Origin of the sequence: Microbacterium sp. Root322 (assembly GCF_001425645.1) — a bacterium.
Classification (GTDB): Bacteria; Actinomycetota; Actinomycetes; order Actinomycetales; family Microbacteriaceae; genus Microbacterium; species Microbacterium maritypicum.
In genome coordinates this window covers 697,509-719,102 of record NZ_LMCS01000001.1, presented here as the reverse complement: position 1 = coordinate 719,102, position 21,594 = coordinate 697,509, and the positions used below count along the sequence as shown (strand labels likewise).

The window sequence follows — 21,594 nt, the reverse complement described above, 5'->3', positions numbered from 1 at the left end:
GCGTCCCCTCGGGGGCGCCCGTTCTTCGTTTTCTGATGAACCCCAAGGCGCAAACATCCGATGTCTATGCCAGGATGGGAGACATGCGACAGGAATGGTTTGACCGGGCTCGGTTCGGCATGTTCGTCCACTTCGGCCTCTACAGCGGCGCCGCCAGGCACGAGTGGGTCCAGAACTACGAACGCCTCACCGACGAGGATTACCGGCAGTATTTCGAGCACTTCGACCCGGATCTCTTCGACGCCGCGGCCCTCGCCCGCACCGCGAAGGAGACGGGCATGGGATACGTGGTGCTCACCACGAAGCACCACGACGGCTTCTGCCTCTGGGACTCGAAGCTGACCGACTACACGTCGGTGGCGAACACCGGACGCGACCTCGTGCGCGAGTACGTGGAGGCGCTGCGGGCCGAGGGGCTCAAGGTCGGGCTCTACCACTCGGTCATCGACTGGCATCACCCCGACTTCACCGTGGACTGGAACCACCCGCGCCGCGATGACGAGGGCGCCGCCGAGCTCAACGTCGGCCGCGACATGGCGGCGTACCGCGCCTACCTTCACGGGCAGGTGCGCGAGCTCCTCACGGACTACGGCGACATCGACTACCTCTTCTTCGACTTCACATACCCCGAGGAGAAGGGCGGCTGGGCAGGCAAGGGACCCGACGACTGGGACGCCACCGCGCTGCTCGCGCTGTGCCGGGAGCTGCAGCCGAACATGCTCGTCAACGACCGCCTGGGCATTCCGGCCGATTTCGTCACCCCCGAGCAGTACCAGCCGACCTCGCCGATCGTGCGTGACGGCGTGCCGTTGACCTGGGAGGCCTGCCAGACGCTCAACGGGTCCTGGGGCTATCACCGCGACAACACCGACCAGAAGTCACCCACGATGCTCGTGCAGATGCTGGTCGACTCGGTCTCGATGGGCGGCAACATGCTGCTGAACATCGGCCCGGACGGACGCGGGGCGATCGCGCCCCGCGATGCCCAGACGCTGGGGGAGATCGGTGAGTGGATGCGCCTGCACCGTGGCGCCGTGGTCGGTGCCGGGCATGCGGCATTCACTCCGCCGCGCGAGGGCGTGTACACACGCAGCGGGAACCGCCTCTACCTGAGCCTGTTCAGCTGGCCGATGGGCTTCGTGCATCTTCCCGAACTCGCCGGCAAGGTCTCCTACGCGCGACTGCTCAACGATGGTTCGTGGCTCGAGACGAGCGTGTCCGATCCCGAGCGCGAGGCGGAGCTGATGACGCCGGCCGGCGAGGCGGAGGGAACTCTGACCGTGCACCTTCCGGTGCGTCGCCCTGACGTTCTGGTGCCCGTGATCGAGCTGACCCTGATCGGGGAGTGACCCTGTCCGTGGCGGCGGCTCAGGCCGTCGCCACGGGGAGGTCCATGCCCTCCAGCGCGAGGCGTGCGGCACCGTGCAGGATGGCATCGGCGCCCGTGGTCGCCGACTCGATCCGCAGACGCTGGGTCGCCAGCGGGTGGCACGCCTCGTACACCCGGCTGCGGACGGCGGCGATGAACGGCTCGGAGGCGCTCATGCTGCCCGTGAGGAACACCGCGTGCGGGTTGAAGAAGTTCACGACTCCGGACAGCGCCTGTCCGAGGTGAGTGCCGGCGGTGCGCACCAGAGTGGTGGCCAGCGGATCGGCGTCGCGGGCGAGGCTCAGCACGTCGGTCGTCGTGTGCACGGAGTCGCTGCCGCGCTCGCGCATCTGCCGCACGAGGCTCGCGCCGCTGGCCACGGTCTCCAGGCAGCCGGTGTTGCCGCACGAGCACGGGACGTCGCCGCTGCCGTCGATGCGGGTGTGGGTGATGTCACCCGCGGCTGAGGTGGCTCCTCGATGCACCCGTCCGTCGACGATGATGCCGCTGCCGATCGCGGTGCCGGCCTTGACGGTGATGCTGTGTCCCGTGTGTCCGAAGCGCTCACGGTGCTCGCCGAGAGCCGCGAGGTTGGCGTCGTTGTCGACGGCCACGGGGACGCCGTAGCGCGCCGAGAGGTGCTCGCCGACGCGGAATCCTGGCCAGCCGGGCATGCGAGAGGGCTGGTCGACCGATCCGGTCGCGATGTCGACGGGCCCGGGGAGGCTGATGCCGATCGCATGGACCCTACCCGTGCTCGTGAGGCGGTCGAACACGACGGCGAGGCGATCGAGCGTGGCCTCGGGCCCCTCGGTCACGTCGACGGCGATCGACTCGCTGTCCAGCAGTGCGCCGCTGAGGGAGTGCCTGCCGATCCGGGCGTGTCCGCCGCCGAGGTCGGCCGAGAGCACGAAGCCGTCTGCGGCGATCTGCAGCACCCGGGGACGTCGACCACCGCGAGATGTGCCGTCTCCCGCTTCCCTGAGCACCCCGGCATCGAGCAGGGACTGCACGCGGAGCCCGACCGTCGACGCGGCAACCCCCAGCAGTGCGGCCAGCTCTGTGCGTGAGCGCGCCTCGCCGCGGGCGACGAGGTCGAGGATCCGCCGCGTGTGGGGATCGTCGACGGTGGTGTCTGCGGAGTTGGTCATGGGAGCACTTTCCTGTCGGAGCATCGTCAGCGTAGCGGGGGATCGTCGTGTTTCCCGGGAGTTACGAATTATCAAGGTCCGATAAACATCGGATGTTCAGCTTGCGGCCCCTTGCGAAGTATGAAACGGTAACTTCATACGAAATCCTACTAGGTTAATTCGAACCTCGAAATAACCAGTTCCCTTCCAGGAGGCATTCAATGAAGAAGTTGCGTGTAGGGGCTGTGGTCGCCGTCGCCGGCGTCGCAGTCGCGATGACCGGCTGCGCGAACGGCAGCGGCACCGGTGGTTCCGCCGACGGCGACACCATCGTGGTCGACATGTGGGCGGGTAGCGAGTCCGACGTGGATGCCCTCGAGGCGCAGGTCGCGTTCGCTCAGGAGCAGAACCCCGATATCAAGATCAAGCTGCAGACGTCGCCGTGGAGCGACTTCTTCACGAAGCTGACCACGAACATGGCCAGCGGCAACATGGCCTGCGTCACCGGCATGAGCGGTGCGCAGCTCGGCGGCTACACGGGCGGCTTCCGCGAGCTGAGCGACGCCGACCTCAAGACGGCCGGCATCGACTGGGCGGACTTCAACCCGAGTGCCGACGGCATCCTCAGCTTCGAGGGCAAGGTCTACGGCGTGCCCTTCGACGTGGCCACCATGCTCGTCTACTACAACCAGGACATGCTGACCGCGGCTGGCGCCCCCACCCCGGAGATCGGCTGGACGTTCGACGACTTCGACAGCATCGCCGCCGCCGCGACGAAGGACGGCAAGTACGGCTTCGGTATGGGCATGGGCGGCTACCAGTGGATGTCGATGCCCATCGCGTACTCCGCGACGCAGCCCGCTTCCGAGGACGGGACGCTGCACATCGACGAGAAGGCCTTCGTCGACGCGTCGACCTGGTACGCCGAGCTCGTCACCGAGAAGAAGGTCGCCGCACCCGTGGCATCCGCCTCCGACACCGGATGGGGCGAGAACCAGTACACGGGCGCCAACGCGGCGATGGCTGTGGACGGCACGTGGAACGCTGTGAGCTACCTCGACAACGAGTCCGGCTTCGCGGCCGGCATGGTCCCGCTGCCCGCCGGCGCGAACGGCAACCCCGGTCCGATCCTCGGCTCGGGCTACGGCATCTCGGCCAACTGCAAGAACCCCGAGGCCGCGCTCAAGGTCATGGGCTCGCTTCTTGGCGAGGACGCACAGGACTACATCGCGTCGTCCGGCCGTTCGTACCCCGCGCGCACGTCGTCGCAGCCGCTGTACTTCGAGTCGATCGACGAGCAGTACCGCGACCAGGTCCAGTCCGTCTTCGAGGCGGCCTTCGGCGACACGGTCCCGCTGTACATGACGAAGAACTGGCAGAAGCTCGACAGCTACATCCAGCCGAACCTGGTCAGCGTCTACAACGGCCAGATGACGATGGAAGAGCTGCTCTCGAACGCGCAGGCGCAGTTCGGCGAGTGACCCGGCTCCGGCCACCGCAGCAGCAATGCAGTAACAGAGAAAGAAACTGAGATGACGATCACGACGAGACGTCGACGATCGCTCGCCAAGGTGGAGGCCGGTCAGGCGCTGGGATTCGCAAGCCCAGCCCTGATCGGGCTCGCCCTGTTCACGATCGTGCCCGTCGGGCTCTCGATCGTGATGAGCGTCTTCGACTGGCCGACCTTCGGCGAGCGGACCTTCAACGGGGTGGACAACTACGTCAAGCTGTTCACCAGCAGCCCCGACTTCTGGCCGGCGCTGCGCAACTCGGCGGTGTACACGCTGCTCTACGTGCCGCTGAGCGTCGCTCTCTCGCTCGTGCTCGCTCTCGGCCTCGGTTCGCGCATCCGCGGACGAGGCGCCCTGCGCGTGCTCTTCTTCATCCCCGTGGTCACTCCCATGGTCGCCAACGTGCTGGTGTGGAAGATGATGCTGCAGCCGCAGGGTCTGTTCAACGGTCTCTCGCAGACCTGGTTCGGCATCGAGCTGCCGAACTTCCTCGCAGACCCGTCATGGGCCATGATCATGGTCGTCGTGATGAGCGTCTGGCAGGGGCTCGGCTACAACATGCTGATCTTCTCGGCAGCCCTCGAGCAGCTTCCCGAGAGCGTGCTCGAGGCGGCCAGCATCGACGGCGCCAGAGGGTTCCGACGGGTGTGGAGCATCATCATCCCGATGATCTCGCCGTCGATCTTCTTCGCCACGATCATGACGATGATCACGTCCCTGCAGGTGTTCGTGCAGCCGCAGATGCTCACCGGTGGCGGTCCGGGCAACGCCACCAAGCCCCTGGTCATGTACATCTGGGAGCAGGGATTCACCTTCGGCGACCTCGGCCTCGCCGCCGCAGCCGCCTGGATCCTCTTCGCGATCATCATCGCGATCACCGGGCTCCAGTTCGCAGCGCAGAAGAAGTGGGTGCACTATGAGCACTGAGACCCTCGTCCGGCCCACCGGCCGCGCCGGCCGCACCGAACGCGAGCGCGCTCGCGGCGCGGCGACGACCCCCGGCGCCCGCGCCCGGCTCATCCTCGCCCACGTCGGGATCTACGTCGCCGCGCTGATCTTCATCTCCCCGCTGATCTACGCCTTCTTCTCGGCGCTCAAGCCGAACGCCGAGATGTTCTCGATGCCGCCGACGCTGGTCGGCTCGGAGCTGCGGTGGAGCAACTTCGTCGACGTGTTCGCCTACGGACCGTTCCTGACCTACATCATGAACTCCTTCATCGTCGCGATCGGCGGAACGCTGGTCGTGCTGGTCGTCTCGACCACGGCCGGATACGCCTTCGGGCGTCTGCGGTGGAAGGGGCGCGACGCCGTCTTCGTCCTGTTCCTGGCCACCCTCATGGTGCCGGCCGAAGTGCTCGTCATCCCCATGTTCCAGGTGATGCAGTGGTTCAACTGGGTCGACACGTACCAGGCGCTGATCCTGCCCTTCGCCTTCGGCGCCTTCGGAACCTTCCTGATGCGGCAGTTCTTCCGCGGCATCCCGTACGAACTCGAAGAGGCGGCCCGCGTCGACGGCGCAGGCCCCGTGCGCTCGTTCCTGCAGATCATCCTGCCGCTGTCGAAGTCGGCCGTCGCCGTCCTCGCCGTGTTCACATTCCTCTCGTTCTGGAACAGCTACCTGTGGCCGCTGATCGTGACGGTCGACTACAACGCGCACGGCACGCTCCCGGTGGGACTCGCGAGCTTCGCCGGACTCACCGGCACCCGGTGGGACCTGCAGATGGCTGCGGCCATCATCTCGATGGTCCCGACCACGATCCTCGTGATCGTTCTGCAGAAGCACCTGGTCAAGGGCATCGCGATGGCAGGACTGGGCGGGCGCTGAGCATGATCGGTCAGGAACACGGGACCACCATGCCCATCGCCACCTCTTCGGCCCGCGGTGCGGGACTGGTCGGGATCGATATCGGGGGCACGAAGATCGCCGCGCTCCTGGTGAGCGACGACGGTGCCGTCCTCGCCCGGGGCAGTGTGCCAGCGCCGGCCGCCCTCGGCGGCGGTGCGATGGCCGATGCGGCCGCCGATCTCGCGAGGGAACTCGCGGCGCAGGCCGAGGTGTCGCTCGCCGCGGCAGGCGTCGGCGCGGCCGGAGTCATCGACCATGAGACCGGCACCATCCGCGCCGCATCGGCGACCTTCGTCGGGTGGGCGGGATTCCCGCTGGCCGACGAGCTGGAGCAGCGTCTCGGAGTGCCGGTCCGCGTCGAGAACGATGTGAACGCGTTCCTTCTCGGCGAGGCGGCGGCCGACGGCAGGACCGATCGCGACGTGCTCGGCGTCATGCTCGGCACGGGCGTCGGCGGTGCACTCATCATCGATGGAGATCTCCACCACGGTCCGCACGGCGCGGCGGGGGAGATCGGGCACACACCCGGCTACAGCGAACTGGTGTGCACCTGCGGCCAGATCGGTCACCTGGAGACCCTGGCCTCCGGCACGTCGATCGCGCTCCGCTATCAGGAGCGCACGTCCGCTCCCGTGCGCGACGCGCGAGAGGTCGCCGACCGTGCCCGTGGCGGCGACGCCGAGGCGATCGCGGTGTTCGATGCCGCCGGGCGCGCCCTCGCCCTCGCGTGCGCCAGCGCGGCGACGATCCTCGACCTGCCCTGCGCGATCGTCGGCGGCGGAGTCACCGCGGCCTGGGATCTGCTCGAGCCGTCCATCCTGCGCACGCTCGACACGGATTCTCCGGTGTCGGGCATTCCGCTGCGCATCATCCCCGCCGTCCTCGGCTCCGATGCGGTCGCGCTGGGCGCGATCGAGACCGCTCGCCGCGCGCTCGTGCCGGCGGGAGCACACTGAGTCCGAACCTCTCGGTCCGGCCCCGCCGTCCGACCCGCACCGACAAGGAGCACATCACGTGACCGCACGTCCCGAAGCCCATGAGATCTGGATGGGCCCCCTTCCGACCATCGCCGACGGCGGGCTGTCGAAGCCCCGGATCGGCATCGCCGGAATCTCGATCGAGTCGAGCACGTTCTCCCCGCACATCTCCGGCGACGAGGCCTTCACGGTCCGTACGGGGGAGACGCTGCGCGGGTACTACCCGTTCCTGGACGACGGACGCGAACTCGCCGGCGCCGCGGAGTGGGTGCCGCTGACGCATGGTCGCTCGCTGCCCGGCGGTGCCGTGGCGCCGGAGACCTACCGACGGATGAAGGACGCGATCGTCGCCGGTATCCGCGAGCAGGGCCCCTTCGACGGGTTCTTCTTCGACATCCACGGAGCGATGAGCGTCGTCGGCATGGACGACGCCGAGGGCGACCTCGCTCTCGCTGTGCGCTCGGCTCTCGGCCCCGACACGCTGGTGTCGACGTCGATGGACCTGCACGGCAACGTCTCGGAGGTGCTGCGTGACGCGGTCGATCTGCTGACCTGTTATCGGATGGCGCCCCACGAGGACTGGATGAACACCAAGGAGCGGGCCGTGTGGAACCTGCTCGCGCGACTGCGGGGTCCGCACGGCGCCGACCCGCTGCGTCGTCGTCCGTTCTCCGCATGGGTGCCCGTTCCCGTGCTGCTGCCGGGGGAGAAGACCAGCACCCGGCTGGAGCCGGCGCGCAGCATCTACGCCCAGCTTCCCGAGATCGAGGCGCTCCCCGGCGTCGTCGACGCCTCGGTGTGGATCGGCTACGCCTGGGCGGACGAGCCGCGCTGTCAGGCGTACGTGGTGGTCACCGGTGACGACGAGGAGCTGATCGCCCGTGAGGCCGAGCGCGTGGCGCGGATGTTCTGGGACGCCCGTGAGGACTTCGTCTTCGTGGCCGAGACCGGATCCCTCGATGAGGCGCTCGAGAAGGCGCTCGCCCCGGGAGCGCCGCATCCGTACCTGATCTCCGACTCGGGGGACAACCCGACAGCGGGCGGTGCCGGCGACGTGACCTGGACGCTCGCGCACCTGCTGCAGCGTGCGGAGCTCACCGACGGCAGCCGCACGACGCTGGTCGCCTCGATCTTCGACCGCGAGGCCGTCGCACGGGCGGTCGCCGCCGGAATCGGCGCCACGGTCACCCTCGACGCCGGTGCAGGGGTCGACGCGGGCCCGCATGGCCCTGCGACGATCACCGGGACCGTGTTCTCCATCACCGACGGCGACCCGGATGCGGGCACGCAGGTCGTGATCGCGGTGGGCGGGTTGCACGCCATCATCACCGAGCGTCGCAAGCCGTTCCATCACCTCTCGGACTTCCGGATGCTGGGGCTGGAGCCCACGACCGCCGACATCGTCGTGGTGAAGATCGGCTATCTGGAACCCGAGCTGTACGAGCTCGCCGAGGGCTGGACCCTCGCACTGACACCCGGCGGCGTCGACCAGGACCTCCTGCGTCTGGGGCACTACCGCCTGCAGCCGGGTGTCTTCCCGTTCGAGACGGACGGGAATCCCGACCTGAAAGCGGTGGTCGTCCGCCGCGGAGTCTCCGAGGAGCAGAACGCATGATGAACTTCGAGAAGCGCACCGGTCCGGACTTCGGAGCCGACGCTCCGGTGTACCCGGCCAAGGATGTGCCCGAGTGGTACCGCGATGCGAAGCTCGGCTTCTTCGTGCACTGGGGGCTCTACTCCGTGCCGGCATGGGCGGTGCAGCACGGCGAAGGCGTGAACATCCCCACCGAGGATGCCTATGCCTGGCACCAATACGCCGAGTGGTACGGGAACACCGTGCGGATCGCGGGCAGCCCCACCTGGGAGCGCCATCAGCAGCTGTTCGGTCCGGGGACCTCCTACGAGGACCTCGCGGATCAGTGGGACGCCTCAGCCTTCGACGCCGACGCCTTCGTGGGCGAACTGGTCGGTGCGGGGGCGAAGTACATCGTCCCCACCACGAAGCACCACGAGGGTTTCTGCCTGTGGGACACGGCGACGACCGGCTTCAACGCGGCCGCACGCGGTCCGCGCCGCGACCTGATCGCCGAGTTCCACGACGCCACCCGGCGGGCGGGGGCGAAGTTCGGCGTGTACTACTCGGGTGCACTCGATTGGCACGTGAGCGACTTCCCGCCGATCGAGTCGGACACCGACCTCTTCCGCTTCCGCCGCAACGATGAGCACTTCGCGCGCTACTCGGCCGCGCAGCTCGACGAACTCGTCTCGCGCTTTTCGCCCGACGTCCTGTGGAACGACATCGAGTGGCCCGACGGCGGAAAGGGGCGAGACGAATACGCGGTCGCGGCCCTGCTGGAGCGCTACTTCGCCGCGGTGCCGGACGGCGTCGTCAACGACCGCTGGGGTGTGCCGTACCACGGCTTCCTCACCCGCGAGTACACGGACATCCCCGAGATCATCCCGCAGCCGTGGGAGTCGACGCGCGGCCTCGGCTTCTCGTTCGGCTTCAACCAGGCGGAGGACGAGCGGCACTCGCTGTCGGGCGCGGCCCTGATCCGCCTGCTCGTCGACGTCGTGGCGAAGAACGGCAACCTGCTGATCAACGTGGGCCCGGCGGCCGACGGCTCGATCCCCGAGCTGCAGCGTCGCGCGATGCGCGAGCTGGGCACGTGGCTGGAGGCGAACGGCGACGCGATCTACGGCACACGTCCGTGGATCCGCATGGGGGAGCGCACCGGCGCCCCGCGTCGGTACACGACCACCGGGGCGACCGTGCACGTGCACGCCCTCGACCCGAGCGCGGGCACGCTCGAGCTGCCCGAGGAGCTCCTGGGCTCCGACCTGCGCTGGACCGACGGCAGCGTGGTCGAGAGGCAGGCGCACGACCAGACGGTCGCGGTGATCCCGGCCGGGCTGCGCGAGGAGGCTGTCGCGGTCCTGTCCGCAGGCTGAGACGGATCGGACCGCGACGAGGCGAGGGCCCTCCCGAAGACGATTCGGGAGGGCCCTCGCTGTGTTCGCAGGCACTCAGGGGCGGGTGAGCTCCTCGAGCACCTCGATCACGTGGCGGTACGGCCGGCCGGTGGCGCGGGTCATGCCGATCTCGCACGTGCGGTTCGCCGAGACGAACGCATCGAAGCCGCCGCGTGCGCTCTCGGCCTCGGCGATCTCCGCGGACTCCTGGGCGGTCGCACTGGCGGTGAGTTCCGGATGCAGCATGCCGCGATCTCCCGCGAAGGCGCAGCAGCCCCAGCCCTCGGGAACGAACACGTCATCGGCGACGGCCCCGGCGATCGCCGTCAGCGCCCCTGTCGCTCCGAGCGCGGTCGTGGAGCAGGTCGGATGCACCGCGACGGTGGGGAGCTTCGCCGACACGCTCAGCCGGGGGAGCACCTCACGGGCCACGAACGTCGTGGCATCCTCGATGCGAAGCCCGGCGTAGCGCGGGTTCTTCGCGACGGACTGGGCGAGCATCACATCCAGACCCTCGGTGCACGACGCGGCGTCGCACACCACGGGAAGCTCGCCGTGGCGGCTGGCCTCCCAGAGCGAGTCGAGCACCCGGTCCGACATGAGCGCATAACCGTCGAGGTGGCCCTTCGACTTCCATGGGGTGCCGCAGCACAGGCCGCCGTTCTCCTCCGGGATCACGACGGGGATGCCTGCGCGGTCGAGCAGCTCGCGCAGCGCGTCCCGAGAGCCCTGGCCCTCGCCTTCCGCGCCGAACATGGTGCCGATGCACGCGCCGAAGAAGACCGCCTGCGCATCGGCCGGTGACACAGGGCGCGGTGGCTTCGAGCCGCCGTGGGGGAGTCCGCCGTCGTAGAGCGGCACGGTGTCGGCGCCGAGCACCGCTCGGCCGAGGTGCGTCACTCCGCGCACGAGCGGAGCGGGCAGCGCATCGGCGACGGTGAGCGCGACACCTCCGGCGCGGGTGACCGTGCTCCAATGCTTGGCCGCGGTGCCCCACACGGCTCCCTCGAGCGCACTCGACTGCTCTGCCCTGAGCCGGCGCACGAGGTCACCGGTGTTGATGTCGACGGGGCACGCCACACCGCACATGCCGTCGACCGCGCAGGTCTGCACACCGTCGTAGTCGTAGTCCTTCTGCAGATCGCGGAGCAGTTCGGTGTCGCCCTGCTCCTCGGCCCACGCCATGTCGCGGCGGATCACGATGCGCTGCCGCGGCGTGAGGGTGATGCTCTTGCTCGGACAGGTCGGCTCGCAGTAGCCGCATTCGACGCAGCGGTCGACTTCCTTCTCGACCGTCGGCACCCGCTTCAGGTCGTGCAGGTACGAATCGGGGTCATCGGAGAGGACCACTCCGGGGTTCAGGATGCGGTCGGGGTCGAGCAGATGCTTGATCTCCCACATCATGTCGGTGAGTTCGTCACCGTACTGGCGTCGCACGAACGGCGCCATGATGCGTCCGGTGCCGTGCTCGGCCTTCAGGGATCCCTGCTGGGAGAGCACGAGGTCGACCAGGTCGTCGGTGAAGCGCCGGTAGCGCGCGACGCTGTCGGGATCGTCGAAGCGCTCGTTGAGCAGGAAATGGATGTTGCCGTCCTTGGCGTGCCCGAAGATCACCGAGCCCTCGTAGCCGTGCGCGGCGAACAGCTCGATCAGGCGCTCGCAGGTGTGCAGAAGTCGTGGCACCGGCACCACGATGTCCTCCAGAAGCGCGGTCGTGCCGGAGGGACGCGCACCCGCCACAGCGGTGTAGAGGCCTTTTCGCACGTGCCACAGCGCGGCGCGCTCGCTCGCATCCGTGGTGAGGCGGGGTGCCACCGCCAGAGGCAGCGCCTCGAAGTGCGTCTGGGCCGCAGCGCTCGCCTCGACGAGGGCCTCCGCGTCGGCGGCGTGGACCTCGACCAGGAGAGCGGCGTGTCCGCGGACCTCGATCTCGGCGATGGCCGCCGGGACGTCGCTCAGCCCCTGCGCGACGCGCAGCGACGCGGCATCCATCAGCTCGATGGTGGCGAGACCGAGCCGGGTCAGGTCGGGAAGAGCGGTCATGGCCGCGGAGAGCGTCTCGAACACCAGCAGACCGGTGGCGATCGAGGGGCGCACCTCGATCGTGCGGAAACGGGCCTCGGCCACGAACGCGAGCGTGCCCTCGGATCCGATGATGAGGTGCTCGAGGATGCGCACCGGATCGTCGAAGTCGAGCAGTGCGTTCAGGCCGTAGCCCATGGTGTTCTTCATCGAGAACTGCTGGCGGAGGAATGCGACGTGCTCGGGCGAGGCGAGCAGACGTGCCCGCAGATCGAGAAGGCCGTCGGCGATCGCGGGCTCTGCCGCGCGCAGCACCTCGTTCGCATCCGGGCGACCCGTGTCGAGGATCGTCCCGCTCGGCAGCACGATCGTCATCGACTCGATGGTCTGGTACGAGTTCTCGGTGATACCGCACGCCATGCCGCTGGAGTTGTTCGCGACGACTCCGCCGATCGTGCAGGCGATCTCGCTCGCCGGGTCGGGGCCGAGCTTGCGGCGATACCGCGTGAGCCTGGTGTTGACCTGGCGCACGGTCGCGCCGGGTCCGACGCGCACCATGGCACCGTCGTCCTCCACGCGGATGTCGCGGAAGTTGCTGCGTGTGTCGACGAGGATGTCGCCGCTCACGCTCTGCCCGGACAGGCTGGTACCCCCGGAGCGGAACGTCATGGTGCGTCCGGCGGCGCGGACGGCGCCGAAGGCGCGGGCGACGCCCTCGGCATCCGCGGGGGAGAGCACGGCGTCGGGGATCAGCAGGTAGTGCGAGGCATCATGAGCGCGGGCGAAACGATCGATGGAGCGCGAGTGGACCTGTGTCGTGGAACCCAGCAGTGCGGGATCCAGCGGCTCGGCGAGGGTGGTCGTCACGGTGCTCCTCTGCTCCGTCGGAAGATTGTCTGACAAGTGTACCGACATGGCGTGGCTTCGATAGGCTGACCGGATGACCAGCACACCGGAGACACCGCTGGGAGTCGTCGGCGTCGTGGATGCGGTGACGGCCCAGCTGCGCGGTCGTATCCTCAGCGGCGAGATCCGTTCGGGAGATCCGCTGACGGAAGCCGCGGTGTCACAGTCGTTCGGCGTCGCCCGCCCGAGCGCGAAGGCGGCGATCGAGCAGCTCGTGGCGAGCGGGCTCCTGGTGCGTACTGCGCATCGGAGCGCGCGTGTGGTCGGGATCGATCCCGAGGCCGTGCGCGACGTCTACCGGACCAGGACCCGCCTCGAGAGCGCCGCACTTCGCGACCTCGCCGTGACCAGGACGGTTCCGCGTGCCGCGCTCGAGGCGAATGCGGAGATCCTCGCGATGCCCCCCGGCCCCGACCCGGCGACCGTGGATCCGGACCTGCGGTTCCACACCGCTCTCATCGATGCGCTCGACAGCGAGCGCACCGGACGCATGTACCGCAGCGTCCTCGACGAGGTGCGGTTGTGCATGGCGCAGGTGCAGGGGCGCCGCCTTCTCGACGCGGCGGCCATCGCCGCTCAGCACGCCGACATCCTCGCTGCCGTCGCCTCGGGAGACGGGGAGCGCGCCGCCGCCCTCCTCGATGCGCATCTGTCGTCGGCGGAGGAGCGGCTCGTGGAGGCGCTCGACGCGGACTAGCGTCGAGCCGTCGTCACTCGGCCGGTGCTTCCTCGACCACGATGGGCGCCTCGGCGGGGTCAGCCCACACCGGGGCGGGGAGCACCGTGTCGACCTGGCCGGCCTGGATCGCGCGCAGGGCCTCTGCGATCGCCTCGTCGTTCTCCGGCACCGGAAGATCGCACGCGCGCAGCTCGGAAGCGAACTGCAGTGTCAGACGGATCTTCCCGGCCTCGACGGCCTGAGCGGTCGTTCCGGTGCGGATCTCGCTCCCGGTCTGGATGGCCGAGACCTCATCGCAGACGTGATAGACCTTGCCGCCGTCGACCCAGACGACCTCGTCCTTGCCCAGGAGCTGGATCACGGCGGACTGGTCGGCCGTGTACTGCTCGACGGAGGGCGGCGTGAAGTCGACGCCGACGAAGACGGCCAGTGCCGCGAGGACCACGCCGACGATTCCGGCGGTGGTCTTCTGGCCCTTGTCCATGTCCTTGTTGAGGAAGATCAGGATGACCAGAGGAAGGAACGCGACGACCGCGATGATCGCCCCGAGCTGGTTCTGCACGAAGAACCGCGTCTTGTCCGCCTTGCGCGCGGGGTCGAGACGGTTCGCCTTCTTCCACAGCACCGAGCCGGTGATCGACAGGGCCGCGATCACGACGAGCAGCACGAGGAGGGCGATGAACGCCCACTGGGGGAACGTCGCAGTGACGCCCTGCTCTTCGAGCAGGCCGGTGTCGGGGTTGCGGAGGAGTTCGCCGTCCTCGCCGACGAACACGCGCTGACGCAGGAGCCAGAAGATGCCGACGCCCTCGCCGACGATCGCGACCGCCCAGAGGATGCCGGCGATCCAACGGAAACGCGTGGCCCTGGCCTTGGCTTCAGGAGTGGGGACCCAGCCGGCGGGCGGTTCCGCGGCTGTGCTCTTCGCGGACCGTGCGACGCCGGTGTCGGTGTTGTCGCTCTGGGCGTTCTCGCTCGCAGCCACGGTGTTCCCTTTCCCCTCCGGTGCCCGCCGTTCCGGCTCAAGGCAACCCCGATCCTAGTGGACCTGGTGTCCTACGCTGGGGACATGACTTCCGATTCCGACGACGCCCTCAACTGGGACGGCGACGAGGCCCCGACGCCGAAGGACCGCGCTCTCCCTCACGGCTGGAACGCCGTCGGCAAGGGCAGCGACGACGTGGGAACGATCGAGGACGACGGCACCGTGACTCCTGCGCCCGTCGACGAACCGGCCGGCTTGAGCACGCCGATGCTGCTCCTGGTCGGAGTGGTCGGCGGGGTGTACCTCCTCTACACGATCGGCTGGATCGTCGGCGGGCTGCGACTTCAGCCGCTGGCGTCGTTCCTGGTCTCCGACGTGATGTTCCTGCCGTGGTTCGTCCTCGCGATCGCCGCGCCCGCACTGTGGTTCCTGGCGAGCTGGGTGCTGACACGGGGGAGGGCGGCGTGGATCCGCGTCGCCGTGCTGCTCGCGGGAGTCGTGCTGCTCGTTCCCTGGCCCTTCGTCACCGTGGGGGTGATCGGATCATGACCACGTCGTCGACCGAGGCGCAGGCGTCTGCAGGTTCTCCGCGCTGGCTCGTCGGGCTCGTCATCGGCCTGGCGGGACTCTTCTACGCCTATGCCGTCTGGAATGCCGTGGCGCATCTGATCACGATGGCGCAGACCGGGCTGACCGGCGGCGGGTGGGCGACCCTGTTGTTCGGCGTCGCTTTCCCTGCCATCGTGTTCGCCTTCGCGTATGTGATCGGTCGGCGGCGGCGAGTGGGCGAGCTCGCGCTCGTCTTCCTCGCAGGACTCGGTGTGGTCGCGGTGTTCTGGATGAGTCTCATCGCGCTGAGCCTCACCATGCCCAGCGCCTGAGCCGCCTGTCCTGCCGCGTCACACGGCACGGAGGCCCGCGTCCGCTCCGGTAGAGTTGACGCGATCGCGCCCCCATGGTGTGCGGCGCATCGGCCCCTGCCGCGCTGCCCCGAAGGATCCACTGTGCCGAAGCCTGTCGTGCTTATCGCCGAAGTACTCTCTCCCGCCACGATCGACGCTCTCGGTCCCGACTTCGACGTCCGCGACGTCGACGGCACCGACCGGGAGGCGCTGTTCGCGGCGCTCGCGGACGCGGACGCCGTGCTGGTCCGCTCGGCGACCCGCATCGACGAGGAGGCTCTGACTCACGCCCCGAAGCTGAAGGTCGTCGCCCGCGCCGGCGTGGGCCTCGACAACGTCGACATCAAGGCCGCCACCGCGGCCGGTGTCATGGTCGTGAACGCGCCGACCTCGAACATCGTCTCGGCCGCCGAGCTCACGGTCGGCCACATCCTCAGCCTCGCGCGCCGTATTCCCGCCGCGCACGCCTCGCTGTCCGCCGGCGCGTGGAAGCGCAGCTCGTTCACCGGCGCCGAACTGTTCGAGAAGACCGTCGGCATCGTCGGCCTCGGCCGCATCGGTGCCCTCGTCGCCGCCCGACTCGCGGCGTTCGACATGCGCGTCGTCGCCTACGACCCTTACGTCACCTCGGCACGTGCCCAGCAGCTGGGCGTGCAGCTGCTCTCGCTCGACGAGCTCGTGGCCGAGTCCGACTTCCTGACCATCCACATGCCCAAGACGCCTGAGACGACGGGCATGATCGGCGCCGAGCAGTTCAAGGCCATGAAGCCGACCGCCTTCGTGGTCAACGTGGCGCGCGGTGGGCTCATAGACGAGGAGGCGCTGCACGCGGCTCTCGTCGCGGGCGAGATCGCGGGTGCCGGCCTCGACGTCTTCACCTCCGAGCCCCCGGCAGAGGGGGGCACCGCCCGCCCGCTCCTGGACCTTCCCAACGTCGTCGTCACCCCGCACCTCGGTGCCAGCACGGAAGAGGCGCAGGAGAAGGCGGGCGTCTCGGTCGCGAAGTCCGTGCGCCTCGCGCTCGGCGGCGATCTGGTGCCGGACGCGGTGAACGTCGCCGGTGGTGTGATCGATCCCTACGTGCGCCCCGGCATCTCGCTCGTCGAGAAGCTCGGACAGATCTTCGCAGCGCTCGCGACCTCGCCGCTCACCAGCCTCGACGTCGAGGTGCACGGTGAGCTGAACGACTACGACGTGAGCGTGCTGAAGCTCGCGGCGCTCAAGGGCGTCTTCACGAACATCGTCAGCGAGACCGTCTCGTACGTGAACGCTCCGCTGCTCGCCGAGCAGCGCGGCATCGCGGTGCGTCTGCTCAAGGACGATGTGAGCGACGAGTACCGCAACGTGATCACGCTGAGCGGTGCGCTCTCCGACGGCTCGCAGCTCTCGGTCTCCGGAACGCTGACCGGGCCGAAGCAGACCGAGAAGCTGGTCGGCATCAACGACCACACCCTCGAGCTGCCGATCGAGACGAACCATGTCGTGATGCTCTACACCGACCGTCCCGGCATCGTGGCCGTCTACGGCCAGAAGTTCGGCGAAGCCGGCATCAACATCGCGGGCATGCAGATCGCCCGTCAGGCGGCCGGCGCGCAGGCGCTCAGCGTGCTGACGCTCGACTCGCCCGTGTCGGAGGAGCTGCTCGAAGACGTGAGCGCCGCGATCGACGCCGACCTCTTCCGCCAGATCGAGATCACCGAGGTCTGATCGGCGACAGTCGAAGGAGGGCGGGAGCGCGATGGTCCCGCCCTCCTTCGCGCTTCGACGGGTTCAGGCCGTCGCCTTCAGCACCAGTGCGATCAGCTCGGCGAGTTCATCGCTGCGAGGGACCAGTCGCTCCGGTCCGTGCACATCGAGCGAGTTGTTGAAGTAGAGCCCGTCGCTGACGAGCATCACGAGATCGAGGCTCGCACTGTCGCGCACGTGCGGGCGAATCGTCTCCGCCCAGCGACGCCTCGTGTCGCGGAGCATGTCCGCCGCGGGGATCGAGCCGCCCTGGGCGAGGCGGGTCGTGGCGATCAGCACCCGATCGAGCGCGTCGTCCTCCATCACCGAGGTGCGCACGTAGTAGGCGACGGGGCCCTCGTCGGCAGTGGTCATGCGCTCGAGGTCGAGGGTCGTGAGGCGGTCCAGCCGCTCGACGAGCCCGGCCTCGAGCTCATCCTTCGACCCGAAGTGGTACAGCAATCCGCCCTTCGAGACGCCGGCCGCCTTGGCGGTGGCCTCGAGGGTGGCGGCACGCTCTCCCTCTTCGATGAGGATCGCTTCGAAGGCGTCGAGCACCTTCTCGCGGGCGAGGGGAGGTCGGGGCATCGTGGATCCTCTGCGCAGGGGAAGGGAGGGAATTCTGTTACTATACCATCCGGACGGTTCACTAACCGTGCGATCACGATCCTGAGAGGTGTTCCATGACCCGTACTGCGTCGATCCCGACGACAGAGACGGATGCTCCCCGCGTCGGAGCCCGCGGCTGGGCGGCGCTCGTCGTCCTCATGCTGCCGGTGCTGCTGGTCTCGGTGGACAACACGGTGCTGAGCTTCGCGCTCCCCGAGATCTCCATCGCGCTCGCCCCCACGGGCGCGGAGCAGCTGTGGATCATCGACGTGTACCCCCTGGTGCTCGCCGGACTCCTCGTCACGATGGGCACGCTGGGCGACCGCTTCGGTCGACGCCGGATGCTGCTGATCGGAGCGACCGGCTTCGCCGCGGTCTCCGCCCTCGCGGCGTTCGCGCCGACCGCCGGGCTGCTCATCGCCGCCCGCGCGCTCCTGGGCTTCTTCGGCGCCATGTTGATGCCGTCGACCCTCTCCCTCCTGCGTTCGATCTTCCAGAACCGCGACCAGCGCCGCATGGCCATCGCGGTGTGGGCCTCGGCGTTCTCCGCCGGGTCGGCGCTGGGCCCGATCGTGGGCGGCATCCTCCTCGAGCACTTCGCCTGGGGATCGGTCTTCCTGATCGCCGTTCCCGTGCTCATCCCGTTGCTCATCGCCGCGCCGCTGCTGGTCCCGGAGAGCCGTGACCCGAACCCGGGGCGGATCGACCTGATCAGCATCGCGCTGTCGATGGCGACCATGATCCCGGTGGTCTACGCGATCAAGTCCCTGGCGGTGGACGGCCCGAGCCTCACGGCCGGCGCGTGGGCACTGCTCGGCTTCGGGATGGGCTACCTGTTCGTCCGTCGCCAGCTGCGGGTGAAGAGCCCGATGCTCGACATGGCGCTGTTCCGTCGCGGTTCGTTCTCCGGAGCGATCCTGGTGAACCTGCTCAGTGTCGTCGCACTCGTCGGCTTCCTCTACTTCGTGTCGCAGCACCTGCAGCTCGTCCTCGGGCTGTCACCGATGATGGCCGGTTTCGCACTGGTCCCCGGCATGCTCGCGATGATCGTCGCCGGGCTCTCGGTCGTGCCGGTCTCGCGTCGGGTGCCTCCGCACATCGTCATCCCCGCCGGGCTGGCGTTCTCGGTGGCCGGATACCTCATCGTGGCGTTCACGACGCATGAGCACGGTGTCCTGCCGCTCGTGGTGGCGTTCGTGGTGCTCGGCATCGGCATCGGCGCGGCGGAGACGATCTCCAACGAGCTGATCCTGTCGAGCGCTCCCGCGGCCAAGGCGGGGGCGGCGAGTGCCGTGTCCGAGACCGCGTACGAACTGGGCGCCGTGCTGGGCACGGCCGTCCTCGGCGGCATCATCACCGCCTTCTACCGCGGGGCGCTCGTGCTTCCGGAGGGGCTGCCTGCCGACGTCGCGCATGCGGCGGGCGAGACGCTCGCCGGTGCCTACACCGCCGCTCAGGAGCTGCCCGATCAGCTCGGCACCGCGTTGTGGGATGCCGCAGCCGCGGCGTTCGGCTCCGGCGTGATGGTGACGTCGCTCATCGGTGCGGGGCTCGTGGTCGTCGCCGGCGTGATCGCCGCCGTCACACTGCGCAAAGCCCCCTCGCACTGACCAGTACGCTGGGAGGACCGGCTCGTTCGCCCCGCGGCGGGCGTGGGCCGGTCCATCCCCGTGCAGTGCGCAAGGAGTCTCATGTCGCGTGTCGTGAAGCTGGCCGTCATCCCCGGTGACGGCATCGGTCCCGAGGTCATCGCCGAGGCGGAGAAGGTGCTCGACGCCGTCACCGCCGACAGCGGAGTGGTCTTCGACAAGACCCGCTTCTCGCTCGGTGCCGGCCGTTTCCTCGACACGGGGGAGACCCTCACCGATGACGACCTCGCCGCGATCGCCGCGAACGACGCGATCCTGCTGGGCGCGGTCGGCGGAAAGCCGGGCGACCCGCGTCTCAAGGACGCCAACATCGAGCGCGGTCTGCTCCTCAAGCTGCGCTTCACCCTCGACCACTACGTGAATCTGCGGCCGTCCAAGCTCTTCGCCGGCGCCCCGGGCCCGCTGTCCGACCCGGGTGAGATCGACTTCGTCGTGGTGCGTGAAGGCACGGAGGGGCCGTACGTCGGCAACGGCGGGGCGATCCGCAAGGGGACCCCGCAGGAGGTCGCGAACGAGACCTCGGTGAACACCGCCTTCGGCGTGGAGCGCGTGGTGCGCTACGCGTTCGACCTCGCCGAGCGCCGCCGCAAGAAGGTGACGCTCGTACACAAGACCAATGTGCTCGTGCACGCGGGGGCCATCTGGCAGCGCATCGTGAACGAGGTGGCAGCCGAGCACCCCGACGTCGTCGTCGACTACCTGCACGTCGATGCCGCCACGATCTTCCTGGTCACCGATCCCTCGCGCTTTGACGTGATCGTGACCGACAACCTGTTCGGCGACATCCTCACCGACCTCGCCGGTGCCGTCACGGGCGGCATCGGTCTCGCCGCGTCGGGGAACATCAACCCCGATGGCGCCTTCCCGTCGATGTTCGAGCCCGTGCACGGCTCGGCGCCCGACATCGCGGGGCAGCAGAAGGCCGATCCGACCGCTGCGATCCTCTCGATCGCGCTGCTGCTGGACCACCTCGGCCTCACCGAGGAATCCGCACGTGTGAGCGCGGCGGTCGAGGCCGACATCGCCGCCCGCACCGCGGCTCGCACGACGGCGGAGATCGGCTCCGCGATCACTGCACGCCTCTGACTGCAGGCGTAGGCTGAACGGGCGCGAGGATGCGCCCACCCACGAGGAATGGATGATGAGATGACGACCATCGATGCCGAGGCGACCGTGGCTCCCCTGGAGTTCGCCGTCACGAAGAACCTGACCGCAGCGTCGCCCGCACGGCTGGCCGAGGTGCTGGAGAACCCGGGCTTCGGCGTGGTCTTCACCGATCACATGGTCGACATCTGCTGGTCGGCCAAGGGCGGCTGGCACCGTCCGCGCGTGCAGCCGTACGGCCCGATCCCGCTCGACCCCGCAGCGTCCGTGCTGCACTATGCGCAGGAGATCTTCGAGGGCATCAAGGCCTACCGTCACGCCGACGGCTCGATCCACACGTTCCGCCCTGACCGCAACGCCGCGCGCCTGCAGGCCAGCGCCCGCCGCCTCGCGCTGCCGGAGCTTCCGACCGAGTACTTCATCCAGTCGCTGCGCGAGCTCATCGCCGTCGACGGACGCTGGGTGCCCACGGGTGCCGACCAGAGCCTCTACCTGCGTCCGTTCATGTTCGCCAAGGAGGCGTTCCTGGGCGTCCGCGCCGCGCAGAAGGTCGCGTACTACGTGATCGCCAGCCCCGCAGGCGCCTACTTCTCCGGTGGCGTGAAGCCGGTGCGCATCTGGCTCTCCGAGGAGTACGCCCGCGCGGGCAAGGGCGGCACCGGCAAGGCCAAGACCGGCGGCAACTACGCATCGAGCCTGCTCGCGCAGAGCGAGGCCAGCGCCAAGGGCTGCGACCAGGTCGTGTTCCTCGACGAGAAGCGCAACGTCGAGGAGCTCGGCGGTATGAACGTCGTCTTCGTCTTCAAGGACGGGCGCGTCGTCACCCCCGAGTCCGACAGCATCCTCGAGGGCATCACCCGCGACTCGCTGCTGCAGCTGGCGGAAGACCGCGGCTACACGGTGGAGAAGCGGCCGATCTCGATCGACGAGTGGCGCGAGGGCGTCGCGTCCGGCGACATCGTGGAGGTGTTCGCCTGCGGCACGGCCGCCGTCGTCACCCCGATCGGCGCTCTCGTGGGCGACGGGTTCGACGAGCCGCAGCCGCTGGGCGAACTCGCGCTCTCGCTGCGCGAGGAGCTCACCGACATCCAGTACGGCCGCCGTGAGGACAAGCACGGCTGGCTGCTGCGCCTCGACGCCTGAGTTTCCAGTTGCCGAGACCCACGCTCCCCGCCGAGACCCACTCTGTGTTTCTTCCGGGAGGGTG

At 68.8% G+C, this 21,594-nt stretch carries 18 protein-coding genes; 14 read left to right on the top strand and 4 right to left on the bottom strand.

The features are described 5' to 3' along the window. Positions 1–74 precede the first annotated feature (74 nt). Complete coding sequence (locus ASC55_RS03430) at positions 75–1,349, top strand: alpha-L-fucosidase (protein WP_442922345.1); 1,275 nt, start codon at positions 75–77, stop codon at positions 1,347–1,349. 19 nt (positions 1,350–1,368) lie between these two features. Here the strand turns inward: ASC55_RS03430 and ASC55_RS03425 are convergent, their stop codons facing one another. Continuing rightward, a complete protein-coding gene (locus tag ASC55_RS03425; protein ID WP_055872681.1) occupies positions 1,369–2,520 on the bottom strand; it encodes an ROK family transcriptional regulator in 1,152 nt (383 codons plus the stop codon). A 200-nt stretch (positions 2,521–2,720) separates the two neighbouring features. Here ASC55_RS03425 and ASC55_RS03420 point away from each other — a divergent pair, with 200 nt between their 5' ends. The 6 genes from ASC55_RS03420 to ASC55_RS03395 all read left to right on the top strand — a co-directional run bounded on the left by ASC55_RS03420 (position 2,721) and on the right by ASC55_RS03395 (position 9,785). Beyond that, the gene (locus ASC55_RS03420) at positions 2,721–3,980 is read left to right on the top strand and encodes an ABC transporter substrate-binding protein (protein ID WP_235563078.1); all 1,260 of its coding nucleotides are present in this window, start codon (positions 2,721–2,723) and stop codon (positions 3,978–3,980) included. A gap of 51 nt (positions 3,981–4,031) precedes the next feature. Next, positions 4,032–4,937: a carbohydrate ABC transporter permease gene (locus ASC55_RS03415; protein ID WP_017830811.1), complete on the top strand. Its 906-nt coding sequence runs from the start codon at positions 4,032–4,034 to the stop codon at positions 4,935–4,937. Next, complete coding sequence (locus ASC55_RS03410) at positions 4,927–5,835, top strand: carbohydrate ABC transporter permease (protein ID WP_017830810.1); 909 nt, start codon at positions 4,927–4,929, stop codon at positions 5,833–5,835. The genes ASC55_RS03415 and ASC55_RS03410 overlap by 11 nt, the downstream gene beginning before the upstream one ends. Before the next feature lie 29 nt (positions 5,836–5,864). Beyond that, complete coding sequence (locus ASC55_RS03405) at positions 5,865–6,812, top strand: ROK family protein (protein WP_055873165.1); 948 nt, start codon at positions 5,865–5,867, stop codon at positions 6,810–6,812. Between the two features lie 91 nt (positions 6,813–6,903). Next, positions 6,904–8,448: a M81 family metallopeptidase gene (locus ASC55_RS03400; RefSeq protein WP_327038142.1), complete on the top strand. Its 1,545-nt coding sequence runs from the start codon at positions 6,904–6,906 to the stop codon at positions 8,446–8,448. After that, positions 8,445–9,785, top strand: coding sequence for an alpha-L-fucosidase (locus ASC55_RS03395; protein WP_055872675.1), 1,341 nt, complete (start codon positions 8,445–8,447; stop codon positions 9,783–9,785). Before ASC55_RS03400 ends, ASC55_RS03395 begins: the two co-directional genes overlap by 4 nt. A 75-nt stretch (positions 9,786–9,860) precedes the next feature. Here ASC55_RS03395 and ASC55_RS03390 read toward each other — a convergent pair whose 3' ends face one another. Continuing rightward, entirely contained in the window at positions 9,861–12,743 is a 2,883-nt protein-coding gene (locus ASC55_RS03390; RefSeq protein WP_055872674.1) for an FAD-binding and (Fe-S)-binding domain-containing protein, read from the bottom strand. Positions 12,744–12,768: 25 nt separating this feature from the next. Between ASC55_RS03390 and ASC55_RS03385 the strand changes: the two genes are divergently transcribed. Further along, positions 12,769–13,431, top strand: a complete 663-nt coding sequence (locus ASC55_RS03385) for a GntR family transcriptional regulator (RefSeq protein ID WP_055872672.1) — start codon at positions 12,769–12,771, stop codon at positions 13,429–13,431. Positions 13,432–13,444: 13 nt separating this feature from the next. Here ASC55_RS03385 and ASC55_RS03380 read toward each other — a convergent pair whose 3' ends face one another. Continuing rightward, positions 13,445–14,398, bottom strand: a complete 954-nt coding sequence (locus tag ASC55_RS03380) for a hypothetical protein (RefSeq protein WP_055872670.1) — start codon at positions 14,396–14,398, stop codon at positions 13,445–13,447. Between the two features lie 84 nt (positions 14,399–14,482). Here ASC55_RS03380 and ASC55_RS03375 point away from each other — a divergent pair, with 84 nt between their 5' ends. The 3 genes from ASC55_RS03375 to serA all read left to right on the top strand — a co-directional run bounded on the left by ASC55_RS03375 (position 14,483) and on the right by serA (position 17,007). Further along, positions 14,483–14,947: a hypothetical protein gene (locus ASC55_RS03375; protein ID WP_055873164.1), complete on the top strand. Its 465-nt coding sequence runs from the start codon at positions 14,483–14,485 to the stop codon at positions 14,945–14,947. Beyond that, positions 14,944–15,279 (top strand): hypothetical protein, encoded by a 336-nt coding sequence (locus ASC55_RS03370; RefSeq protein ID WP_055868643.1) that lies wholly within the window; start codon positions 14,944–14,946, stop codon positions 15,277–15,279. Before ASC55_RS03375 ends, ASC55_RS03370 begins: the two co-directional genes overlap by 4 nt. Positions 15,280–15,402: 123 nt before the next feature. Continuing rightward, positions 15,403–17,007, top strand: a complete 1,605-nt coding sequence (gene serA, locus ASC55_RS03365) for a phosphoglycerate dehydrogenase (protein ID WP_055872667.1) — start codon at positions 15,403–15,405, stop codon at positions 17,005–17,007. Positions 17,008–17,070: 63 nt separating this feature from the next. Here the strand turns inward: serA and ASC55_RS03360 are convergent, their stop codons facing one another. Next, positions 17,071–17,613 carry a TetR/AcrR family transcriptional regulator gene (locus ASC55_RS03360; protein ID WP_055868640.1) on the bottom strand — a complete coding sequence of 181 codons (543 nt, stop codon included), beginning with the start codon at positions 17,611–17,613 and terminating at the stop codon, positions 17,071–17,073. 95 nt (positions 17,614–17,708) lie between these two features. Between ASC55_RS03360 and ASC55_RS03355 the strand changes: the two genes are divergently transcribed. The 3 genes from ASC55_RS03355 (at position 17,709) to ASC55_RS03345 (ending at position 21,530) form a co-directional block, all read left to right on the top strand. Continuing rightward, on the top strand, positions 17,709–19,244 hold the full coding sequence (locus tag ASC55_RS03355) for an MFS transporter (protein ID WP_055868638.1): 1,536 nt from the start codon (positions 17,709–17,711) through the stop codon (positions 19,242–19,244). An 81-nt stretch (positions 19,245–19,325) separates the two neighbouring features. Continuing rightward, complete coding sequence (locus ASC55_RS03350) at positions 19,326–20,369, top strand: 3-isopropylmalate dehydrogenase (protein WP_055872666.1); 1,044 nt, start codon at positions 19,326–19,328, stop codon at positions 20,367–20,369. A 60-nt stretch (positions 20,370–20,429) separates the two neighbouring features. Then, entirely contained in the window at positions 20,430–21,530 is a 1,101-nt protein-coding gene (locus tag ASC55_RS03345) for a branched-chain amino acid aminotransferase (RefSeq protein ID WP_055873161.1), read from the top strand. Positions 21,531–21,594 lie beyond the last annotated feature (64 nt).